21 protein-coding genes are annotated in these 22,210 nt (G+C 61.2%); 12 read left to right on the top strand and 9 right to left on the bottom strand.

Annotated features, from left to right (window positions below; translation table 11 throughout):
- Positions 1–72 precede the first annotated feature (72 nt).
- Both dprA and tsaC read left to right on the top strand, forming a co-directional pair.
- On the top strand, positions 73–1,176 hold the full coding sequence (gene dprA, locus BMZ32_RS07265; RefSeq protein ID WP_423815459.1) for a DNA-processing protein DprA: 1,104 nt from the start codon (positions 73–75) through the stop codon (positions 1,174–1,176).
- A 41-nt stretch (positions 1,177–1,217) separates the two neighbouring features.
- The gene (gene tsaC, locus BMZ32_RS07260; protein WP_090240898.1) at positions 1,218–1,775 is read left to right on the top strand and encodes an L-threonylcarbamoyladenylate synthase type 1 TsaC; all 558 of its coding nucleotides are present in this window, start codon (positions 1,218–1,220) and stop codon (positions 1,773–1,775) included.
- Positions 1,776–1,868: 93 nt separating this feature from the next.
- On the opposite strand, the gene BMZ32_RS07255 is transcribed toward tsaC, so the two are convergent.
- Complete coding sequence (locus BMZ32_RS07255; RefSeq protein ID WP_090240896.1) at positions 1,869–2,846, bottom strand: NADPH:quinone reductase; 978 nt, start codon at positions 2,844–2,846, stop codon at positions 1,869–1,871.
- Between the two features lie 186 nt (positions 2,847–3,032).
- Here BMZ32_RS07255 and hemF point away from each other — a divergent pair, with 186 nt between their 5' ends.
- The 7 genes from hemF (at position 3,033) to BMZ32_RS07220 (ending at position 9,149) form a co-directional block, all read left to right on the top strand.
- Positions 3,033–3,953 carry an oxygen-dependent coproporphyrinogen oxidase gene (hemF, locus tag BMZ32_RS07250; RefSeq protein WP_090241591.1) on the top strand — a complete coding sequence of 307 codons (921 nt, stop codon included), beginning with the start codon at positions 3,033–3,035 and terminating at the stop codon, positions 3,951–3,953.
- The gene (gene aroE / locus BMZ32_RS07245) at positions 3,953–4,777 is read left to right on the top strand and encodes a shikimate dehydrogenase (RefSeq protein WP_090240894.1); all 825 of its coding nucleotides are present in this window, start codon (positions 3,953–3,955) and stop codon (positions 4,775–4,777) included. The genes hemF and aroE overlap by 1 nt, the downstream gene beginning before the upstream one ends.
- A 5-nt stretch (positions 4,778–4,782) precedes the next feature.
- Positions 4,783–5,412 carry a class I SAM-dependent methyltransferase gene (locus BMZ32_RS07240; RefSeq protein ID WP_090240892.1) on the top strand — a complete coding sequence of 210 codons (630 nt, stop codon included), beginning with the start codon at positions 4,783–4,785 and terminating at the stop codon, positions 5,410–5,412.
- 230 nt (positions 5,413–5,642) lie between these two features.
- Entirely contained in the window at positions 5,643–6,401 is a 759-nt protein-coding gene (modA, locus tag BMZ32_RS07235) for a molybdate ABC transporter substrate-binding protein (RefSeq protein WP_090240890.1), read from the top strand.
- A 12-nt stretch (positions 6,402–6,413) separates the two neighbouring features.
- The gene (gene modB / locus BMZ32_RS07230; protein WP_090240888.1) at positions 6,414–7,094 is read left to right on the top strand and encodes a molybdate ABC transporter permease subunit; all 681 of its coding nucleotides are present in this window, start codon (positions 6,414–6,416) and stop codon (positions 7,092–7,094) included.
- The gene (gene modC, locus BMZ32_RS07225) at positions 7,091–8,233 is read left to right on the top strand and encodes a molybdenum ABC transporter ATP-binding protein (RefSeq protein WP_090240886.1); all 1,143 of its coding nucleotides are present in this window, start codon (positions 7,091–7,093) and stop codon (positions 8,231–8,233) included. The genes modB and modC overlap by 4 nt, the downstream gene beginning before the upstream one ends.
- A gap of 172 nt (positions 8,234–8,405) precedes the next feature.
- Positions 8,406–9,149, top strand: coding sequence for a hypothetical protein (locus BMZ32_RS07220; protein WP_090240884.1), 744 nt, complete (start codon positions 8,406–8,408; stop codon positions 9,147–9,149).
- Between the two features lie 47 nt (positions 9,150–9,196).
- Here the strand turns inward: BMZ32_RS07220 and BMZ32_RS07215 are convergent, their stop codons facing one another.
- Positions 9,197–9,721 carry an Mpo1 family 2-hydroxy fatty acid dioxygenase gene (locus BMZ32_RS07215; RefSeq protein ID WP_090240882.1) on the bottom strand — a complete coding sequence of 175 codons (525 nt, stop codon included), beginning with the start codon at positions 9,719–9,721 and terminating at the stop codon, positions 9,197–9,199.
- A 138-nt stretch (positions 9,722–9,859) separates the two neighbouring features.
- Here BMZ32_RS07215 and BMZ32_RS07210 point away from each other — a divergent pair, with 138 nt between their 5' ends.
- Positions 9,860–10,543 carry a Crp/Fnr family transcriptional regulator gene (locus tag BMZ32_RS07210; RefSeq protein WP_090240880.1) on the top strand — a complete coding sequence of 228 codons (684 nt, stop codon included), beginning with the start codon at positions 9,860–9,862 and terminating at the stop codon, positions 10,541–10,543.
- Between the two features lie 93 nt (positions 10,544–10,636).
- Positions 10,637–12,643 (top strand): metallophosphoesterase family protein, encoded by a 2,007-nt coding sequence (locus BMZ32_RS07205; RefSeq protein ID WP_090240878.1) that lies wholly within the window; start codon positions 10,637–10,639, stop codon positions 12,641–12,643.
- A 37-nt stretch (positions 12,644–12,680) separates the two neighbouring features.
- On the opposite strand, the gene BMZ32_RS07200 is transcribed toward BMZ32_RS07205, so the two are convergent.
- A complete protein-coding gene (locus BMZ32_RS07200) occupies positions 12,681–14,006 on the bottom strand; it encodes an NAD(P)/FAD-dependent oxidoreductase (RefSeq protein WP_090240876.1) in 1,326 nt (441 codons plus the stop codon).
- A 356-nt stretch (positions 14,007–14,362) separates the two neighbouring features.
- On the bottom strand, positions 14,363–14,767 hold the full coding sequence (locus tag BMZ32_RS07190) for a MerR family transcriptional regulator (RefSeq protein WP_090240872.1): 405 nt from the start codon (positions 14,765–14,767) through the stop codon (positions 14,363–14,365).
- 77 nt (positions 14,768–14,844) lie between these two features.
- Here BMZ32_RS07190 and BMZ32_RS07185 point away from each other — a divergent pair, with 77 nt between their 5' ends.
- Positions 14,845–16,077: an NADH:flavin oxidoreductase/NADH oxidase family protein gene (locus BMZ32_RS07185; protein ID WP_090240870.1), complete on the top strand. Its 1,233-nt coding sequence runs from the start codon at positions 14,845–14,847 to the stop codon at positions 16,075–16,077.
- Here BMZ32_RS07185 and BMZ32_RS07180 read toward each other — a convergent pair.
- From BMZ32_RS07180 to BMZ32_RS07160, 5 genes are all read right to left on the bottom strand, one after another.
- Positions 16,074–16,730: a cupin domain-containing protein gene (locus BMZ32_RS07180; protein WP_090240868.1), complete on the bottom strand. Its 657-nt coding sequence runs from the start codon at positions 16,728–16,730 to the stop codon at positions 16,074–16,076. The genes BMZ32_RS07185 and BMZ32_RS07180 overlap by 4 nt on opposite strands.
- Before the next feature lie 63 nt (positions 16,731–16,793).
- On the bottom strand, positions 16,794–17,477 hold the full coding sequence (locus BMZ32_RS07175) for a type 1 glutamine amidotransferase domain-containing protein (protein ID WP_090240865.1): 684 nt from the start codon (positions 17,475–17,477) through the stop codon (positions 16,794–16,796).
- A gap of 220 nt (positions 17,478–17,697) precedes the next feature.
- Entirely contained in the window at positions 17,698–19,185 is a 1,488-nt protein-coding gene (locus tag BMZ32_RS07170) for a methyl-accepting chemotaxis protein (RefSeq protein ID WP_425272867.1), read from the bottom strand.
- A gap of 379 nt (positions 19,186–19,564) precedes the next feature.
- Complete coding sequence (locus tag BMZ32_RS07165) at positions 19,565–20,677, bottom strand: FAD-dependent oxidoreductase (RefSeq protein ID WP_244153926.1); 1,113 nt, start codon at positions 20,675–20,677, stop codon at positions 19,565–19,567.
- A 54-nt stretch (positions 20,678–20,731) separates the two neighbouring features.
- A complete protein-coding gene (locus BMZ32_RS07160) occupies positions 20,732–22,171 on the bottom strand; it encodes an aldehyde dehydrogenase family protein (RefSeq protein WP_090240864.1) in 1,440 nt (479 codons plus the stop codon).
- Positions 22,172–22,210 lie beyond the last annotated feature (39 nt).

Below are 22,210 nucleotides of genomic sequence, written 5' to 3'. Positions count from 1 at the left end.
ATGGCATGCCAGCCCTGGCTGCCTGACCTAACTCTGCCGCTCCCGCGGCGCGACCGATCAAGGATGATCCCAATGTCGCAACCTGCCTTTATTTCCCCCGCCGAGCTTGAAGCCCGTCTGCGCCTGCATTGCCTGCCAGAGCTGGGCCCCCGCCGTTTTCGCAAATTACTCAGTGCCTTTGGCAGCGCGTCTGCCGCGCTCAGCGCACCGGCCAGCGCCTGGCGTTCTTTGGGTTTGCCGCAGGCCTGCAGTGAAGCGCGGCGCAGTGAAGCCGTGCGCGAGCGAGCCGCGCAAAGTCTGGCCTGGCTGGAGAGCGAGACGCAGCACTTGCTGATGTGGGACGACCCTATTTATCCCGGGTTACTGGCCGAACTGGCGGATGCTCCGCCGCTGTTGTTTGTGCAGGGCGACCCGACGTTGCTGGAACAGCCGCAACTGGCCATGGTTGGTAGCCGGCGTGCATCGCGGCCTGGCCTGGATACTGCGCACAGCTTTGCCCGCAGCCTGGCCGGTGGTGGCTTTGTGATTACCAGTGGTTTGGCGCTTGGCATCGATGGCGCGGCCCACCAGGGCGCACTGGATGCCTGCGGTAAGACAGTCGCGGTGCTTGGGACCGGCTTGCAGTGCCTGTATCCGGCGCGGCATAAGCCGCTAGCGGCGGCGATTATTGCCCAAGGCGGAGCGTTGGTCTCCGAGTTACCGTTGGGTTGCCCGCCCCATGCCAGCAACTTTCCGCGACGTAACAGAATTATCAGTGGCCTCTCGGTGGGCGTGTTGGTGGTAGAAGCCAGCCCGTCCAGTGGCTCGCTGATCACTGCGCGCCTGGCCGCCGAGCAGGGCCGCGAGGTGTATGCGATCCCTGGCTCAATCCACCATCCCGGTGCACGTGGCTGCCATCAGTTGATCCGCGAAGGGGCGACGCTGGTGGAAGGTATCGAAGATATTTTGCAGGCCTTGCGTGGTTGGCAAGCGCAGCCGCCTATCAGTGCAGCGAGCAAGCCGGAGTCTTACAGCCATCCCTTGCTGGACCTATTACATGCCGCGCCGCATAGCAGTGAGGCACTGGTGGCGGCCAGTGGTTTGCCGCTGGCCGAGGTTTTGGCCGCGCTAACGGAGTTGGAGCTGGGCGGTCGTGTGGCCTGTGAAGGCGGTCGCTGGGTGGGCCGCGCGCCTTAGCTTGGATACACTGCCCGCCAGTCGTTAGTGGAGAGCAGTCAATGGTCAGTAACTGGCAAATACAACAGGCCGCACGGGTCGTGCGCAATGGCGGGGTGATTGCCTATCCGACCGAGGCAGTATGGGGGCTGGGCTGTGACCCTTGGCATGGCGAAGCGGTGGAGCGCTTGCTTGCGCTGAAAGAGCGGCCCGTGGACAAGGGGCTGATTCTGGTGGCAGCCGATATCGAGCAGTTCGACTTTCTCCTCGAGGACCTCCCGGAAATCTGGTTGGCGCGGCTGACCGGTAGCTGGCCAGGGCCCAACACCTGGCTGGTGCCGCATCAGAACCGCTTGCCCGAGTGGATCAGCGGCCAGCACAACAGCGTGGCCCTGCGCGTTAGCGATCATCCACAGGTGCGTGCCCTCTGTCGTTTGACTGGTCCGCTGGTCTCGACGTCGGCTAATCCGGCCGGGCGTCCCTCTGCCCGGAGTCGTTTGCGCGTCGAGCAGTACTTTCCCGGCCAGCTGGATCGGGTACTCGGTGGGGCTTTGGGCGGGCGTAAGAACCCCAGCCTGATCCGTGATCTGATCACTGGGGATGTGATAAGGCCATCCTGAAGGCTGTCCGCGCCTATGCACGGTGGGTTACGCGACGCCCGGGCACCTCACGGGATGCACGTTTTGTGGCGGCGCCACCCACCCTACGGATTTTTATGGCAGCAAAATGGTCGAGCCGGTGGTTTGCCGGGCGCTCAGGGCTGTTTGCGCCAGCGCCGCATCCTTGAGGGCATAGCGATTGCTGATGTCCACCTGCAACTGCCCACTGCTGATCATCGCAAACAGTTCGTCGGCCATGCTTTGCAGTCGCGACGGTGTATCGGCGTAGCCCGCCAGCGTCGGGCGGGTGACGAACAGTGAGCCTTTCTGCGCCAGGATACCCAGGTTGACCCCGCTGACGGCGCCGGAGGCATTGCCGAAGCTGACCAGCAAACCGCGCGGCGCTACGCAATCCAATGAGGTTTCCCAGGTGTCCTTGCCGACGCCGTCGTAGACCACCGGGCACTTCTTGCCATCAGTCAGCTCGAGTACGCGCTGGGCAACATTCTCATGGCTGTAGTCGATAGTTGCCCAGGCGCCCTGCTCCTTGGCGCGTGCAGCTTTTTCGGCGGAGCTGACAGTACCGATCAGCTTGACCCCCAGTGCCTTGGCCCATTGGCAGGCCAGCGAGCCGACGCCACCGGCGGCAGCGTGGAACAGAATGGTCTCGCCGCCTTGCAGGGCAAAGGTTTGGCGCAGCAGGTATTGCACGGTCAGCCCCTTGAGCATCAGGGCTGCAGCCTGCTCGAAGCTGATCGCATCCGGCAGCTTCACCAGCTTTTCAGCGGGCAACACATGCAACTCGCTATACGCGCCCAATGGCCCGGTGGCATAAGCGACACGGTCGCCCACTTGGAAACCGTTAACGGCTGAGCCCACCGCTTCGACAATGCCTGCACCCTCAGTACCGAGACCGGAGGGCAGGCTTGGCGGTGCATACAGGCCACTGCGGAAATAGGTGTCGATAAAATTCAGGCCAATCGCCTGGTTCTGCACCCTTACTTCATGGGGGCCGGGCGCGCTTGGCTGATAGTCGAGGTAGTCGAGTACTTCGGGGCCACCGTGGCGGCTAAATTGAATACGCATGGGCATTGTCGGACTCCTCAACGATTGAATGGCTGGATCATGCATGCAGAAGCGCAAGAGTGCCGCTATCCAATCGTCTCCATTGACCGGCGTCAACTGCGAGGTGGTGAGTGCAAATGTTATGCTTGCTGCCGATTTCGCCGCTCAGTCCTTATGTGGCTGAGCCGCTTTACCTGCTTTCAAGGTGCCGCCGTGAGTGACCGTACTGAGGCCGTCAAAGCCTATTTGCTGGACCTGCAAGACCGTATCTGTACTGCCCTGCAAGCCGAAGACGGCGGTGCCGAATTCTTTGAAGATGCCTGGCAGCGACCGGGTGGCGGTGGTGGACGCACGCGGGTGATGGAGAACGGCGCACTGATTGAAAAGGGCGGGGTCAACTTCTCCCACGTATTCGGTGACAGCCTGCCGCCGTCGGCCAGCGCCCATCGACCAGAACTGGCCGGTCGCGGCTTTGAAGCCCTCGGCGTGTCGCTGGTGATGCACCCGGAAAACCCGTACGTGCCAACGTCCCACGCCAACGTGCGCTTCTTCAGTGCCGAGAAGGAAGGCGAAGAGCCGGTCTGGTGGTTCGGCGGCGGTTTCGACCTGACGCCCTACTATGGCAATGAAGAGGACTGCGCACACTGGCACCAGGTCGCCTTTGAGGCCTGCGCGCCCTTCGGTGCCGAGGTCTACCCGAAGTTCAAAGCCTGGTGCGACCGCTACTTTTACCTCAAGCACCGTGACGAGCCGCGGGGCATTGGTGGGCTGTTCTTCGACGATGTCAATCAATGGGACTTCGACACCAGCTTCGCCTTTATGCGCGCCATTGGTGATGCCTATTTGGCCGCTTACCTGCCCATCGTGCAGCGCCGCAAGCTGACCCCTTATGGTGAGCGCGAGCGTGAATTCCAGGCCTTCCGCCGTGGCCGTTATGTGGAGTTCAACCTGGTGTTCGACCGCGGCACCCTGTTCGGTTTGCAGTCCGGCGGGCGTACCGAATCGATCCTGATGTCGTTGCCGCCGCACGTCCGCTGGGGCTATGACTGGAAACCCGAGCCGGGCAGCGAGGAAGCACGCTTGACCGAGTTTTACCTGACAGATCGTGACTGGTTGAATGAGGCGGGCCGCTGATGGACCGTTACGGCGTATTCGGCAACCCTATCGGCCACAGCAAGTCGCCGCTGATTCATCGTCTGTTCGCCGAGCAAACCGCAGAGCAGCTGAGCTATGAGACCCTGCTGGCGCCGCTGGAGGACTTCCCCGGCTATGCCCGCGCGTTTTTTGCCAGCGGCCTGGGCGCCAATGTCACCGTGCCGTTCAAGGAGCAGGCGTTTGCCCTGGCTGACAGTTTGAGCGCGCGCGCCCAGCGTGCCGGTGCGGTGAACACCTTGAAGAAGCTAGCAGACGGCAGCCTGCTCGGTGACAACACCGACGGCGCTGGCCTGGTGCGTGATCTGACGGTAAATGCCGGCGTGTCGCTCAAGGGCAAGCGCTTCTTGCTATTGGGCGCAGGTGGCGCGGTGCGGGGTGTACTGGAGCCATTGTTGGCCGAGCAACCCGCTGCGCTGGTGATCGCCAACCGTACCGTGGCAAAAGCCGAACAACTGGCCCGTGAATTCGCCGATCTGGGCCCGGTAGTCGCCAGCGGCTATGACTGGATCGACGCACCGGTGGACTTGATCATCAATGGCACCTCGGCCAGCTTAGCCGGTGATGTTCCGCCGATTGCGCCGAGTCTGATCGAGCCAGGGCATACCCTGTGTTACGACATGATGTATGGCAAAAACCTCACCGCCTTCAACCGCTGGGCCGCCGAGCATGGCGCGCGGCAAACCCTGGATGGCCTGGGAATGCTGGTTGAACAGGCGGCAGAAGCCTTTGCCCTGTGGCGCGGTGTGCGCCCAGCCAGCGCGCCGGTATTGGCCGAGTTGCGTCGCTTACTGGCTGAGGCTTAAGCGCCGTGCGATTAAGCCCAGATGAGCTGGCGCAGATCAGTGCGCTGACGGTGCGCCATTACCAGGACTGCGCGGAAGATTTTCGCGACGGCACCCGCGATCACGATGTCAGCCAGAACATCGCCGCCCTGCTGACGCACATCCAGGCGACGGCGCCCTACCAGATTCTTGATTTCGGCTGTGGCCCTGGACGTGACCTGCACACCTTCACCGCCATGGGCCATGCGGCGGTAGGCCTGGACGGTTGCGCGCGCTTTGTCGACATGGCGCGCACCGACAGCGGCTGCGAAGCCTGGCAGCAGGACTTCCTCGCCCTTGATCTGCCGTCTGAGCGGTTTGACGGCGTGTTTGCCAACGCCGTGTTGTTTCATATTCCCAGCCAGGAACTGCCACGGGTGCTGACGCAGTTGCATGCCACGCTCAAGCCGGGCGGTGTGTTGTTCAGCTCTAACCCTCGTGGTGACAATCAGGAGGGCTGGAATGGCGACCGCTATGGCGCCTATTACGACCTGAGCACCTGGCGCACACTGTTGACTGACGCAGGCTTCAGCGAGTTAGAGCATTACTACCGCCCAGCCGGCCTGCCCCGCGATCAGCAGCCTTGGTTGGCCACTGTCTGGCGCAAAACTGACTAAGCCATAGGCAATGCTCGGCTAGTCGCCGCACTGCGTTGAAGCCTGACGTGGTTGCCTGGTTTTCAACAATGCGGCTGCGTCGACATCCCACCCATCCGTTACTTCCCTTAGCCTGCTTATGTGAAGGCATGCAGCTAGGACGAATATATTTCGCCTATCGTTATGTTCTCTTGTATATAACGCTAATTGATGTGGCGCTGCTGTTATCACTTCACCCTTAGGAGTCCTGCATGAGGCCTGGCATTTTTCACACGCTATGTACGCTAGTCGCGGCGCTGGCATTCACCAGTAACGTCCTGGCCGAGCAGGTGCAGGTGGCGGTGGCAGCTAATTTCACTGCGCCTTTGCAGGCGATTGCCGCCGAGTTTGAGCAGGACACTGGGCACAGAGTGCTCGCCTCTTTCGGTGCCACTGGCCAGCTCTACGCGCAGATCCAGCATGGTGCTCCTTTTGAAGTGTTTTTGAGTGCCGATGCCAGCACCCCGGCCAAGCTCGATAGCGACGGCCTGGGCATCAGCGGTTCGCGCTTTACCTATGCGATCGGCAGCCTGGTGCTGTGGTCGGCTAATCCGAGTTATCTCGACGGCAGCTCGGCTGCTCTCATGGCCAATCAGTACCGGCATTTGGCGATGGCTAACCCGAAAGCTGCGCCCTATGGCCTGGCCGCCCGCGAGGTGCTGGAGACGCTCGGCCTAAGCGCGGCGGTTAAGGGCAAACTGGTCGAGGGACAGAGCATCAGCCAGACGCATCAATTTATTGCCACCGGTAACGCCGAGCTGGGTTTTGTCGCGCTGTCGCAGGTGTTCAAGGATGGCCAGCTCACTGGCGGCTCGGCCTGGATGGTGCCGGCCGAGCTGCACACGCCGATCAAGCAGGATGGGTTGCTTCTCAAAAAGGGTGAACACAACCCGGCGGCGGCGGCCTTTATCGAGTACCTGAAAGGCGCGAAAGCGGCCGCGATTATCAAGTCTTACGGCTACCAGCTTTAACGAGATGTTGTGATGCCACTGACTCATGCTGATGTTGCTGCGGTATGGCTAACCCTAGAGTTGGCCTCGCTGACCACCGTGGTGCTGCTGTTGCTCGGTACGCCGATTGCCTGGTGGCTGGCGCGCACTGACTCGCGCTGGAAGCAGCCGATTGGCGCGATTGTGGCTCTGCCGCTGGTGCTGCCGCCGACGGTTATTGGTTTTTACCTGCTGGTGAGCATGGGCCCGCATGGGGTGATCGGCCAGCTGACCCAGAGCCTTGGCCTGGGCACCCTGACCTTTACCTTCACCGGCCTGGTGATAGGCTCGGTGTTCTATTCCCTACCCTTTGTTGTGCAGCCGCTGCAGAACGCTTTCGAGGCTATCGGTCGTGGGCCACTGGAGGCCGCAGCCACCCTGCGTGCCGGGCCTTGGGATGCATTTTTCACTGTGGTACTGCCGTTGGCCAAACCGGGTTTTGTCACCGCTTCGGTGCTTGGTTTTGCCCATACCGTCGGTGAGTTCGGCGTGGTGCTGATGATTGGCGGCAATATTCCCGGTAAAACCCAGGTGGCGTCCGTGCAGATATACAACCATGTCGAAACCATGGAGTACGCCCAAGCGCACTGGCTGGCCGGTGGTATGCTGCTGTTCTCCTTTATCGTGTTGTTAGCCCTGTATTCCGGGCGCAGCAACAAGCGGATCTGGCAATGATCTGGCCATTTCAGCGTCGCCCGGCGGCGATTCGTACGGTCGCCGGGCTGGGCGAAATCCAGGCGCGGTTCAAGGTTGAACACGCCGGCTTCAGCCTGGATGTCGACTTGCACCTGCCTGGCCGTGGCGTCAGCGCCTTGTTCGGCCATTCCGGCTCGGGCAAGACCAGCTGCCTGCGCTGTTTCGCCGGCTTGGATCGGCCCACTGAGGGTTACCTGCAGGTCAATGGTCAGCTGTGGCAGGACAGTGCCGCGGGCATCTTCGTGCCGGCGCACCAGCGGGCCGTGGGGTACGTGTTTCAGAATGCCAACCTGTTTAGCCATCTGTCAGTGCAGCGCAACCTGGACTATGGGCTAAAACGTATCCCAGTTGCGCAGCGGCGGATTGCCCTGGAGCAGGCGGTGGAGCTGCTCGGCATTGGCCATCTGCTGCAGCGTTTACCGGGCAAGCTGTCCGGCGGTGAGCAGCAGCGCGTTGGTATCGCCCGTGCCCTGCTGACCAGTCCGCGTCTGCTGCTGCTGGACGAACCGCTGGCCTCTCTCGATCTCAAGCGCAAACAGGAAGTGCTGCCCTATCTGGAGCGCCTGCATGCAGAGTTGCAGATACCGATTGTCTACGTCAGCCACTCGCCCGATGAGGTTGCGCGTCTGGCCGATCACTTGGTGCTGCTCGAAGACGGCCAGGTCAGGGCCAGCGGCCCGCTGAAGGAAACCCTGTTGCGCGCTGACCTGCCGTTCGTCTTCGAGGACGATGCCGAGGCGGTGGTGGACGGGTTGGTCAGCGCCCATGATCAGTCCTACGGGCTGCTCTCGCTGCAATTGCCTGGCAGTCGCATTCGCCTGCAGTTGCCGCATGGGCCGCTGCCGCTGGGTGCATCCGTGCGGATCAAGATCAAGGCGCGCGATGTCAGCCTGAGCCTGCAGCAAGCGGACGACAGCAGCGTGCTCAACCTGTTGCCGGCGCGGGTGCTCGACTGGATCAACGTCGCCGAACAAGCCCACGTATTGGTGCGCGTGCAGGTGGCTGATGAGCAACTGATGGCACGTATCACCCGTTATTCCTTCGACCGCCTAAGTATTCAGCGCGGCCAATCACTTTGGGCGCAGATCAAGTCGGTGTCACTGCTCAGCGCCAGTTGAGGGTCTGCCCGCTGGCCTTCGCGGCATTAGTCGTCTGAACGGCGCATTTTTCCGACGAAATCACTCTTTAGGCTGCTTTTATCGCGTATTCAGTGCAGTACTCTGTGCCGCGCGTTTGTATCAGCTGACTCGACTCAGCACTGCTCACAACAATAATAAGGAGCACCCTCGTATGCGTTCTACCACGCTGTCGCGCTGGCTATTGCTGGCGCTCATCGGGTTATTTGCGGGCCTCTCGCCGTTGACCTTTGCCCAATCCGTACCCTCCCTAGAACAGGTGCAGGTGCAGGCCAGCCGGGTGACCAGCAGCCTGATGCTGTTACGTGGTGAGGGCTTCCAAAAGAAACACCAAGACGCCCTGGAGTCTGACCTGCAAGCCCTGGCTGCTGCGGTGCAAAGCCTGCCGCAAAGCAGCGATGCCTTGCGCAGTGCGCATCAGGAGTTGGTGATTCAGATTCGTCGTGGCGTGGCCTTCGGCCCTAATGAAGATGACATGCCCTGGCGCTACCCCGAGGAGCTCAGCAAAGGCCTACTCGGTGTGCTGGAGCAAGCCCGCCAGCTGTCTGATCCGGCTGCCAGCGAAGTGGCCGCCAAGCTGGAATATCTTTCGGTGCAGTACCTCAGCCGGGCCTACTTCGGCAATTTTGAAACCGCCCGTGAGCAGCCCAACACCTACCTCGGGCAGGATGAACGCAAAATTGTGCCCTCGGTTGATCAACAACTGGCTGCACTCAACAGCAAGGCCAACCCGCAGATCGGCAAGTTGAAAACCCGTTGGGAATACCTCAAGGCGGCGCTGGTTGATCTCAATAGCCAGAGCAGCGCGTTGCAGAGCGCCTCCGGTCGGCCGTTCGCGCCCATCACCGTCTATCGCCACACCCGCTCATTAACCGACCAGTGGATGGCGCTGAACTAGGTCGAGCCGCCTGCAGCGGCTCGACGGGCTTCAGGTGTTGGCTTTATTTAGTTGCTGGCTGTTTTTTCGCGTATGCCGGTCGGCCCGACGCGTTTGACTATGGCCTGCTCAACTTCTTTGCGCAGGCCCAGCAGAAAGGCCGCTTCGGCGGCGACGAACAGCGGACCGACCACCAAGCCCATCACGTCATCAACAAATGCCGGCTTACGACCCTCGTAATAATGGCCGACAAACTGGATGATCCAGCCGATCACGAACAGGCCGATACCACTGCTTAGCCAGACTGCCGTCGACTGCAGCGCCAGGCTCGCTGCGGCCCATAGGCATAGCCCTAGCAGCAGCACCATCAGCAGGCCGAAGCGCAGGTCTAGACGCAGGTAGAATGCACTCGCCGCCAGAGCTGTCAGCATGGCGGGGGACAACCACAAGCCCAGCAACTCAAAACCGGGCCGCGAAAGCAAAATCGTGACGGCCACCACGATCAGTGGAATGCCGATAAAGTGGCTGAGAATATTGCGTTGATCGCGGTGATATGCCGCGTATTGCGTCAGATGATCGGTCAGGGTTTTCATTATTATTTTCCTCTTGCAGACAGGTGCCCAGAGCATGATCCTTCGCCTTGCCGCCGCTCTGTCAGCTAGCCGACAAATCGCCAGCCGTCGCTGCGCCAGCCGCTACTGCTGCGTTGGCCATTGCTCTGTGAACCGCCGATGAACGCTTCTCACGCCTATCAGACTCGCTTACTTCAGGGCCACTGGTTCAGCGCCCTGCCTGCCGCGTTGCAAGACGCTTTGCTGGCAGCCGCCCAGGTGCAGCAACTGGCGGCGGGCCAAGTACTGTTTCGCCGGGGCGACAAACCCTGCGGTCTGTACGCGGTGGTCGAGGGTGGCATGCGCATTGGAGCGGTCAGTGCCACCGGTAAAGAAGCGCTGCTGACCTTGGTCGAGCCGCCTTATTGGTTTGGTGAGATTTCCCTGTTCGACGGTCAGCCACGTACCCACGATGCCTTTGCCGAAGGCGCCACCACTTTGCTGCTGGTGCCGCAGGCGCCCCTGCTAACGCTGCTTCAACAGCAGCCACAGTACTGGCGCGATTTCGCCTTGTTGATGAGCCAGAAACTGCGCCTGGCGTTTATCGCCCTGGAAGAAATGAGCCTGTTGCCTGCGGCCCCACGTCTGGCTCGGCGACTGCTGTTGATTGCCGAAAACTACGGCGAAGGCGAGCCACGCCGGCTCATTCACCTGCCCCAGGAGCAGCTGGCATTGATGCTGTCGATCTCCCGACAGACCACCAATCAGATCCTCAAGGAATTGGAAAGCCAGGGCATTCTGCGCCTGACCTATGGCGAGATCGAAATCCTCGACTTGCCGCGCCTGCGTCAAGCAGCGCAATGAGCCAAAGCGGTCTCGTAGGCTGCAAAGACTGAACCTGTAGCGCAAAATACCGCTCTATGTACGACCCGTATGTCACCAGAGCCGACTGTACTGATGCGAATACCCGCTGCTGTTGCCCATGATGATCTGCCCCTGGTGCTGGCTGGCCCACTGCTACGGCGCATGGAACCGCAGCGCCTGGCGCTCTGGTTGGTCGGCAGCCAGTCGCTGACACTTAGCCTGCAGCTGAGTCATGGTGGCGCTAGCGACCCGCAGCGCTACCCGCTGCACGATGAACACTGCCAGGTGATCCAAGTCGGTGAGCAGGCGTTTATTCACCTGATTGACCTGGCGCTGGAGACGCCACTGCCCTGCGATGTACAGATCGACTATGACCTGCTGATCGAGCAGCCTGAACATGCCGTATTGGGCATTGCTGACTGGGCGGCCCACCTGCTGTACGACGGTGCCGCGCAGCCTAACTTCGTGCTGCGTAGCAAGCTGAACCACCTGCTCCACGGTTCGTGCCGCAAGCCGCATCACCCAGCGGCCGATGGCCTACTCTGCGCCGACCGCCTGCTGGCCGATGCGCATGCCCCCGAGCAGCGTCCAGCCCTGCTGCTGATGAGCGGCGACCAGATCTACGCCGATGATGTCAGTGGGCCGATGCTGCGGGCGATCCATCAGGTGATCGCCCGCCTCGGCCTGTTCGGTGAACACCTGGAAGGCGCGGTGGTTGATGACAGCACAGCGCTGTATCAGCACCCGGCCAGCTACTACCAGCGCGCCGAGTTGCTGCCGGAACTGAAAAGCAATGAAACCCTGCGCGAGCGTTTCTTTGGTGGGGTGGAGAAGCCGATATTCACCACCAGTAGCGCTGACAACCACCTGGTGACCTGCGCCGAAGTGTTGGCCATGTACCTGCTGGTCTGGTCGCCTGTGCCCTGGGCCCTGCTTGATAGCGAGATGCCGGCACTGAGTGCTGAGCAAGTGTCGCGATACCAGAGCGAACGCGAGCACCTCGAGGGCTTTCGTGGTGGCCTGGCCAAGGTTGCGCGTGCCCTCGCCCACCTACCAACGCTGATGATATTCGATGATCACGACGTCACCGATGACTGGAATCTTTCTGCACAGTGGGAGCAGACGGCCTACGGCCACCCGTTTTCCAGGCGCATTTTGGGCAATGCACTGATTGCCTATCTGCTGTGTCAGGGCTGGGGTAATAACCCGCAGGTGTTCGCCAAGCCGTTACAGGCCGTCCAGGCCATGACGGCAGGTCGCGATGCGAACAACCACATGAGCCTGCAGCAGCAGGATGCGCTCATTGATACCTTATTGGCGTTTCACCAGTGGCATTTCGTTCTGCCGACCAGTCCGACGTTGGTGGTGCTGGATACCCGCACCCGGCGCTGGCGCAGCGAGCGTAACCTCAAGCGGCCATCTGGCCTGATGGACTGGGAAGCGTTGTGCGAATTTCAGCATGCGCTGCTGGATCAGCCGTCGGCGATCATTGTCTCGCCTGCACCGATGTTCGGCGTCAAGCTGATCGAAACAGTGCAGAAGCTTTTCAGCTGGGCTGGCCATCCGCTGATGGTCGATGCTGAGAACTGGATGGCGCATCGCGGTGCGGCGCGGGTCATGATGAATATTTTTCGCCACTCGCGCACGCCGGGTAACTACGTGATTCTCTCCGGCGACGTGCATTACTCCTTCGTCTACAAGGTGCTGATCCGTCAGCGCAAACGCGGCCCGCAACTTTGGCAGATCACCAGCAGCGGCCTGAAAAATGAATTCCCACGGCGCCTGCTCGACTGGTTTGACCGTCTCAACCGCTGGCTGTATGCGCCTTGGTCGCCGCTCAACTGGCTGACCAAGCGTCGGCGTATGCAGGTCACACCGCGCATTCCCTCACGCAGCAAGGCCGGCGAACGCCTTTGGAATGGAGCGGGGCTCGGCCAGGTGTTTTTCAACGAACAAGGCCAACCGAGCGCGATCTACCAGCACAACGCCGACGGCTCGCCGACGGTGGAGTTTGTTGATGAGCGTGCTGATGTTCAGGCGCCTTGCGCTGATCTAGAGCTCGCGGCCAAGGCCGCGCCTACAGACTCACATCTATCGTAGGCGCGACCTTGGTCGCGATTTGTTGCAAACGCCTGGTTTAGCGCAGCTTTTCCAGCATTTGGTAGTACCACATGCCAGCCGCCAGCATCGGGTTACCGAACACATCACCGAGCGGCACCTTGATGTGTTTGCAGGCGGCGAAGGTGTCGTAATGGCCCATCGTGCCAGTCAAGGCGTTGGCCATAATCTCGCCCATGATATGGGTGGTGGCGATGCCGTGCCCGGAGTAGCCCTGGCAGTACCAGACGTTGTCCGAGAGCTTGCCCAGCTGTGGTATACGGTTCATCACGATGCCCATGGCGCAGCTCCACTGGAAGTCGATATCGACGCCCTTGAGCTGCGGGAAGGTTTGTTCAATACCGGGGCGCAGTTCGGCGGCGATATCGCGTGAATCGCGCCCCGAGTAGTTGCAGCCGCCGCCGAACAGCAGGCGACCGTCAGCCGTCATGCGGTAGTAATCGAGGACAAAGCGGCAGTCGTACACGGCCAGGTCTTGCGGGTTGATTTGCTTCGCCAATTCACCCAGTGGCGCGGTGGTGACGATGCCGCCCATGGCCGGGAAGATCATGCCCTTGAGCTTTTTCGGCTCCAGCTTGTGGTACACGTCGCCGGCCAGCAGCACTTGCTTGGCGTTGATCCGCCCTTGGGCGGTGATCACTGCCGGTTTTTCGCCATGAACAATCTCCAGCACTTCGGAGTGCTCGAAGATCAGCGCACCCAGACTGGCGGCGGCTTTGGCTTCACCGATACACAGATTCAGCGGGTGCAGGTGCATGTTGCGGGTGTTCTTCAGCGCGCCGTTGTACAGGTCGCTGGCGAGGTGGCTGCGCACACCCTCACGGTCAAGTAGGGTTACATCGTCGGCCATGCCACGGCGCACAGCTTCGGCGTAGGTGGCCTCGAGTTCGTGCATGTGCACGGGCTTCATTGCCGCATGCAGGTGGCCGTGCTTGAGGTCGCAGTTGATCCCGTACTTTTCCACGCGCTTTTTGATGATGTCGTGGCCGCGCCAGCGCAGGTGCCAGATAAAGTCTTCGACCTCCTCGCCTAGGGTGTTGCGCATCTGCTTGGTCATCGCCGCATCGCCGGACAGGCTGCCGGTAACCTGGCCGCCGTTGCGCCCGGTGGCGCCCCAGCCAATCTTGTTGGACTCGACAATCGCCACTTTTAGGCCGCGTTCGGCCAATTCAACGGCAGACGCTACGCCGGTAAAACCGCCGCCGATGATCACCACATCGACACTGACTTCGCCTTGCAGGGTCGGGTAGTCGGTTTCTTCATTGAGGCTGGCGCTGTAATAGGACGGGCAGCGCTCGGCGGCGGGCGTTACGGGGGATTGAGTAGGGGTTAGCGCGGCATTCATAAGACGATTCCTGGGTACAACATGCGTGTGCTTGAGCAGACAGGGCTCAGCGTTGGCAACCAACGGCGCTGGCTACAAGGCAATCAGAGGACGAGGTGTGAAGCGTCCGGCGGGCGCGCATGGCGGCAATGCCACAGCGCCCAGAAGGCCAGGGTTTTTGGCAGCGTGGCATTGCTGTGCTGGGCAGCGCAATGGCGCCGTTTAGACAGCTGCGTTGCGCATGCAGAGGGGGCGGAAAACGCGGTGGAAGAACACATGGCCAGCAGGGTCACACAGGGCAAAGCATCGGTTAAATCTGATTATTCACATGCTTAGTTGCTGGATGGCTAAACATTGGTCGGGCCTGTTTGGCTGATTCAGGCGCCGCGCAGATTGGCCAACACCCGCTCGGCATTCTCGGTGCAAGGCATGCCTTCGGGTTTATTTTCGATGGTGGCGATGATCGTCAGCAGTTGCGCTTTGTTCTCTCTCAAACGCTGCTGCATGGTCTCGATCTCGACGACCTTGCGCCGTAGGCTGGCGAGCAATTCAGCGTGACCCAAGCCCGCTGAATCGGTTTGCGGCAGTAAGCGGCGAATCTCGTCCAGGCTAAACCCGGCTTGTTGCGCGCCGCTGATGATGGCCAGGGTTTGCAAGGCGTGCTCGGGGTAGCGCCGGTAACCGTTGGCCTGGCGCTGGGCATTGATTAGCCCGCTGGCCTCATAGAAACGAATACGCGAAGACGCCAGGCCGCTACGGCTAGCCAGTTCGCCAATCTTCATTCTCTTCACTCCGTGCTATTGACCTTAAAGCTGACTTTAACCTTAGGCTTGTTCGATCTGCCACCCCGGAGTCCTTCATGCGCGCATTCGAAGCCTTGTCCCTGCCTAACGGCAGCGTTATCCCTAATCGTATTGCCAAGGCGGCAATGGAAGAGAACCTCGCCGACTTAACGCAGGGGCCGTCTGCCGAGCTGTTGCGCTTGTATCAGGCCTGGGCCGAAGGCGGCACGGGCTTGCTGCTGACGGGTAACGTCATGGTCGACCGCCGCGCCATGACCGGCCCTGGTGGCGTAGTGCTGGAAGATGAACGGCAGCTGGATAAATTCCATGAGTGGGCGCGCATTGGTCGCTCCCACGGCGCGCAGATCTGGATGCAGCTCAACCATCCGGGGCGGCAGATGCAAGCCAACCTTGGCCAGCAGACGGTGGCGCCCTCTGCGGTAGCGCTGGAGCTGGGCGGCTTATCGAAGATGTTCCCCGTGCCCAAAGCACTGGATGAGGCTGAGATTGCGGCATTAATTGAGCGTTTTGCCCGTTCTGCCCAGCTCGCCGAAAAGGCTGGCTTCAACGGCGTGCAGATTCACGCGGCGCACGGTTACCTGATCAGCCAGTTTCTCTCGCCACTGAGCAATAAGCGCACAGATGGCTGGGGCGGTTCGTTAGAAAACCGCGCCCGTTTGCTGCTGGACGTAATCAAGGCCGTGCGCGCGCGGGTCACGCCGAGTTTCAGCGTGGCAGTCAAACTCAACTCGGCGGACTTCCAGCGCGGCGGCTTTGCTGAGGCTGATGCCAAGCAGGTGGTGCTGTTGCTCAATGAGTTGGCGGTGGACATGGTCGAGTTGTCCGGCGGCAGCTATGAGGCACCGGCCATGCAAGGCGATTCCCGTGATGGCCGCACCTTGGCACGCGAAGCATACTTTCTCGAGTTTGCTGGCGAGATTGCCGCGGTGGCGAAGATGCCGATCATGGTCACCGGTGGTATTCGCCGTTTGCCGGTGGTTGAGCAGGTATTGGCCAGCGGTGTGGCCATGGCCGGTATCGGTACGGCACTGGCCATCGAGCCGGCATTGCCCAAGCAGTGGCAGGCGGGTGACGGTGAAGCCCGCGCCGAGCTGCCGCCGATTCGCTGGAAGAACAAGGCGCTGGCCTCGCTGGCGTATATGGCCACGGTGAAGTTTCAGTTGCGTCAGCTCAGCCGCGGTAAGCGCACCTACGCACAGGTGTCACCGCTGCGCGCCCTGCTACTGGAGCAACTCAAAGCCGCGCGGCGTACTCGCGTTTACAAGCGCTTGATGGCGGGCGGCAGTTAACTGCCCAGATGCCCGGTTTTTACCCAGATCAGGCAACCCTGTTCGCTAAACGGGGTGTGCTGCGACAGGTGTGGGCTGCGTAGCCAGCTGCCGGCGGGGTAGTCGCCGAACTCATCCTGAAAGGTGCCTTCGAGGACAAAAATTTCCTCGCCACCCCAATGCCGGTGCGCATTGAAATAGGTGCCTGGCGCCCAACGCACCAGGGCAACATTTTCGGTACCGTGTTGATGCAACGGCAACACCTGCAGGCCTGGGACCAAGCCCTGGCGCCATTCGGCGTGATTGCTGTCGATCACCACGTGCTGGTCATCCGCCGGATCAAATTGCATGAGCTTGACCAAGATCGTACAGCCATCACGGCTGAACGGCGCGTGCTGGCTGCCGATGGGGTTGCGCACATAGGTGCCGGCTGGGTAATCGCCGCGCTCGTCGGAGAAAACACCCTCGAGCACCAGAAACTCTTCGCCACCCGGATGCTGATGGGCGCTGAAGTGAGAGCCTGCCGCATAGCGCACGACCGAGGTCGCCCGCGCCAGTTCCTCGCCAATCCGGTCGAGCATGCGCCGCTCTACGCCTGGCATGGGTGAGGCTACCCAAGGGCTGTCGTCTGGGCGCACAAGCGCCCGCTGGCTGAAATCGGCGTTGAGTTGCATGGTTGAAATTACCTCTGGCTGGCGTCAGCTGCGTAGCAGCTTATGCGCCAGCCTGCTTAGCGGTTAGTGGCTGTTTAGGAGGGTCATCAGCGCTTCGGCGGTAGCATCCGACGAAGCCGGGTTTTGCCCGGTGATCAGCAGCCCGTCGACCTTCACATGGCTCTGCCAGTCGTTGACGCTGGAGTAGTGACCGCCGTTGGCGATGAGCATGTCCTGCACCAAAAACGGTACCACTTGGGTCAGCTTGACGGCTTCTTCTTCGCTGTTGCTGAAACCGGTGACTTTTTTGCCGCTGACCAGTGGCTGACCATTGGCTGCTTTGGTGTGGCGGAATATGCCCGGCGCGTGGCAGACCGCGGCTACAGGCTTGTTTAGCGCGTAGAAATGCTCGATCAGGGCGATGGACGTGCGATCTTCGGCCAAGTCCCACAACGGACCGTGGCCGCCGGGGTAGAACACAGCATCGAAATCGTCCGCTTGCACTTGGCTCAACGGCACGGTGTTGGCTAGCGCTTGTTGCGCGGCGGGGTCTGCTTTGAAGCGTTCAGTGGAAGCGGTTTGTGCGTCTTCAGCGTCGCTAGTTGGGTCGAGCGGGGGTTGACCGCCCTTGGGTGAGGCCAAGGTTAGCTGCGCGCCAGCATCCTTGAATACGTAATAAGGCGAGGCAAATTCTTCCAGCCAGAAACCGGTCTTGTGCCCGGTGTCGCCGAGTTGGTCGTGGGAAGTCAGAACCAGCAGAATCTTCATAACGTGCTCCTCGTGGGCAGTGCCCATCGCTAGCGTGAAAGGCTTACAGCATAGGAGCCCTGTTGCGATTCGATAATTCAAAAATTTTAATGTCGAGTATCGAGAGGATGAATATCCCTGCACCGCTTCAGCCTGTTATTGCTGAATTATGCCGGTATCAGTAATGCCCGGAGTCACCCGCTGAGCTTGGGGCGTTATTAACGGGGGCCGCCGTTCCCGTTTAATCCTGGGGCGTGTAGCCCAGGCGCAAACCGCCCCAGTGGCGACCTTGCACGATGATGGGCACGGACAGGTCATGCATCAGCTCGCCGGTGTCGCGCATATAGGTCTGTAGCAATAAATGTTTCTCATGGCTGCCACAGCGGATGCCCGTGCGGTCATTGAACAGGCGTTTGCTGCGGCTTTTCAGGGTGTCCACCGCGCGGTCACCGCTGGGCGGGTGGTTGAAGGCGCTATTGTGGGTTGGCACATAGCCTTGTGGGGTGCAGGCGATGGCGAATACCAGGCCTTCGTGCTGACTCAGCAAGGGTTCTTGAATAGCCGGTAGCACCTGGTCGGCGTAGCGGTCAAAACGGGTGCTGTATTTGGCTGGGAAGCTGCCAGCAATCGGCTGGTAATGGCGGTCGAACAGGTCACTCGAGCTAATGCGAGCCGCCTGCATATCCGCTTCGAACTGCGCGGCAATCTGCGTCGCTGCGTGGCAAGCGAGATCAAAAATGCGCTGGTGATAGTCATCCAAGCCGACGCTGGCGAGTTGCTCGCTGATACTTTCCGTCTGGCCGACCAATCGCTCGGCGGCGCTGCTGAGCTGGCGTGTCTGCGCTTCGCTGTCGTCGACATCGCTGCGCAATTGACCGGCCGCCACTGACAGCTCGGCCAGGCGTTCGTGGTTATGCCGGGTGCCGCTGTCGATCTGCCCGACCTGGCTCTCAACCTCTTCAGCCAGGCTGGCGATGCCCTGCAATTGCTCGCCGGTATGTTCGACCTGCGTTGCCGCTAGGGTCAGCTGCTCGGCTTGTTGCTGCATATGGCTGACCACCGCAGCGCTTTGCTGGCGGATGTCGCTGACCATTTGCGTGACTTCTTCGGTGGCGCTGGTGGTACGCCCGGCCAAGTTACGCACTTCATCGGCTACCACGGCAAAGCCACGGCCCATTTCGCCGGCGCGGGCTGCCTCGATGGCGGCATTCAGCGCCAGCAGGTTGGTCTGGCTGGCGATTGATTGGATCACCTGGGTAACTTTTTCGATCTGCTCGGTGCGGCTGCTGAGGCCATCGATCAGTTCACGGCTGGTGCTGGTCTGCGCGCTTAGCTGCTGCATGGTCGTGATGGTTTCACGCAGTTGCTGTTGGCCGCTGTTGCTGTTTTGCCGCACGCGTTGGGCCGCCAGCAGAGTCTGTTCGGCGCGCTGGGCGTTACCTTGTTCAGTGTGGGTGATGGCTTCGGCTGCTTGGTTGATCTGCTCGGTGGCGCTCAGCTGCGACTGCAGCTTGCCGGCCAGTTGCTGCGCGGCATGGGCGACCTCGGCTGCGGCCAGGGCGTTATGACAGGTCTGCCGCGACAAGTCTTGACTGAGACGGCTGAACGACTCGTCGTGGCTGTTGGGTAGCGCGGGTTGCTCTTCATGCTGGCGCTGCCAGGGGCCCAGCCAGGGCCAGAGCGCCAACAGCAGAAAGGACGGAATGCTGATAAACCAAGGCAGCTGCATCTGCTGGTAGGCCAGCATCAACCCAGCCAAACCGATAGCGTGCAGCAGGCAGGCCTTGGGATAGGTAATAAAAGCAGAGCGCATGACAAACCTCATTATTCTTATTCTGGGCCAAGCAGCAGACACTCGCTGTGGCGCGCCATTATGCGCTGCGCGGGCCATGCTGGCTGGAGCCTGAGTGCGTGCAGCCGAATAGACCTGGTTAGGCAATCGGCCGTTGTCGGCGAATCTGTAGACCATGCGGGTGGTACTCCCTGCGATCAACCTTTACTGGGCGGTTGATTCGAGCAGCCATAAGCGCATTCAGCTATGGCACTTTGGTCGCAGGCGCGTTCATCCCTTAGCCTTTTTTGCCCCCATAAGGTTGTGCGTAAAGCCGCTAAAAACGGTGACGCTGGATAAAGCCCTTATCCAGAAAGTCCTTCCAGCGGCCATAGCACTGGCCGCCGGCGCTGTAACCGTGCCAGTCCAGCAATGCCCCGCCATCGCCAGTGGCGAGTAAGGCCAAGCTCTGCCGTTGTGGGCGGTAGCGTTTCAACGGCAGGCCGCGTAGCGCGGCACTCAGGTTGGTCGCTAGCACCGGGCCCTGACGCACTGCGTACACCCCGCTTTTGCGCGCACCAGGCAGGCTGGCGCAGTCACCCACGGCGAAAATGGTCGGGTGGGTGTAGCTCTGCAGCGTCGGTGCGATTAGCACAAAGCCACGCTCGTCGCAGCCCAGGCCGCTGTGCACCGGCCAGGCAAAGGCTTTGGCACCGCTGGCCAGCAGCAGGCGTTGGCCGCGCCACACTGGTGCATTGCCGCTGAGCAGAGAGTCGTTGTCGATACGGCTGATCGGGCAGTCTTCGCGTACTTCTACTGCGTGTTGGCGCAGATGGCCCAGCGCGCGCAACCGTACCCCAGGAGACAAACCATCGAGTAGGTGACCGGCGCTGAACAACGCCAGTTGCGGCACCTTGCCGGCCAAGGCCAGCGCCAACTCGACCCCTGCCGCGCCGCCACCGAGAATCGCCATCGGCTCGGGTTTAGCCTGCCATTGCTGCCAGCCGCTGATGAACTGATCAAAGGGTTTTACTGCCAGCAGTTGCATGGCTTCACCCTGCTGCGGTGGTGCGCTGATTTGCGCGCCGACATTCAGTGACAGCCAGCTGGCGCCCAAGGTGCGGCCATCGCCCAGCTGCACTTGCTGCTGGGCAGCAGACAGGCCTTCAACTGGGCTGATGATCAGCTCGACCTTGGCCGCACGACATAGCGCCTGCAGCTCCACCTGGCAGTCGGCGGCGCTATGCCGCCCTGCCAGCAGGCCCGGCAACATGCCGGAATACCAAGCCACTGGGCCGGGGCTAATCAGGGCAATACGCCCCGGCGGGCGTTCGACCAATGCCCAGCGGCGCAAGACGCCGAGGTGCGCATGGCCCGCGCCAATCAATAGCAGGTCATAGTGATGAGTCACGCCAAACATCCCTGGGTTGGGTTGAATCAGTGCGTGCATGGTAAAGACTTCTAGCCGCGCCTGTCGCCCTCTGTGGCGTGATGTTGTTGGGCTTTAGTTCTCCTCACTGGGCACGGTGATGTGCTTGACCTGCTGAAAGGCCGACAGCCCCCACGGGCCCAGTTCACGGCCAATACCACTGGCCTTACCGCCACCCCAAGAGGTATGCGGGTAGATGACTTGCGCCGAGTTGATCCACACATGCCCAGCCTCGAGCGCCGCGGCTACGCGCATGGCGCGTTTACGGTCGGCGCTGATTACGGTGGCAGCCAAGGCGAAATCACATTCATTGGCCTGGCGGATGGCGTCGGCCTCGTCGGTGAAGCGCCGGCTGCACAGCACCGGGCCAAAGATTTCCTCGCACCATAGACGGCTGTCTGCGGGTACATCGGCGTACAGCGTTGGCGCGACGAACCAGCCAGGCCCCGGTAACGGCAGCGCCCCACTGAGGCAGCGCAAGCCTTCCTGCTTGGCGATGGCGAAATACGCCAGCACCTTGTGCAGCTGCGCCTGGCTGGTCATGGGTCCCATCGCACAGCCATCGACCTGTGGGGCGCTGACCTTGAGCTTGCTTAGGGCGTAGGCCAGTCTTGCGTGCAAAGCATCGGCGATGCTGTCCTCAACCAATAAGCGTGAGGTGGCCGAGCACATCTGCCCGGCGTTCCAGCAGATACCCGCGATGACCCACTCAACGGCCTGATCTAGATCGCTGTCGGCGAACACTAAAATGGGTGATTTACCGCCCAGCTCCAAGGCCACTGGCAAGGTACGGCCTGCGGCGGCCTGCATGACCTTGCGCCCGACAGCATTACTGCCGGTAAACGACAGCTTGGCGATCTGCGGGTGGCTGACCAGCGCGGCGCCGGTTTCAGCCGCGCCGGGCACTAGGTTGAGCACGCCAGCCGGTAGGCCGATGGCCGTGGCAATTTCGCCCAGTTGCAGTTCGATCAGCGGCGTCAGCTCTGAGGGTTTGAGGACTGCGCAGCAACCGGCTGCCAGCGCCGGGGCCAGCTTCCAGGCACTGGTGACCAAGGGGAAGTTCCACGGCACGATCAGCCCGACTACGCCCAGTGACTCAACACGGGTAAAGGACTGGTAGCTGTTATCCGGCAAGGCCACGGCGACGTTCTGCCGGTCGTCCAGGCCCTCGGCCAACTCGGCGTAATAGGCGAAGGTGGCGATGGCATCACTGATATCCAGCTCGGCCTCGTGGCGTGGTTTGCCGCTGTTGCGCATTTGCAGCTCGATCAGAGCATGACTGCGCGCTTCAATTTCTGCGGCGAAGGCGCGCAGGTAGCCGGCTCGTTCGCTGGCCGGGCGTTGACTCCAAGCCGGTAACGCACGACGTGCGGCCTGCACCGCGAGGTCCACGTCGGCCGCCGAGGCACTGGCGACGCGGGCAATTTGCTCGCCCGTGCTGGGGTTGAACACCGCCAGGGTGATGCCGCTTGTTGCGGGGTGCCAGGCGCCATCGATAAACAGTTGTGCAGTCATGTGTCACCTTGGACAAGTTGAATCGTGCCGGGTAGAAGG

The organism is Pseudomonas guineae (genome assembly GCF_900113745.1).
In the GTDB taxonomy this organism is placed as follows: Bacteria; Pseudomonadota; Gammaproteobacteria; order Pseudomonadales; family Pseudomonadaceae; genus Aquipseudomonas; species Aquipseudomonas guineae.
This window is presented reverse-complemented; position numbering and strand designations above follow the sequence as displayed.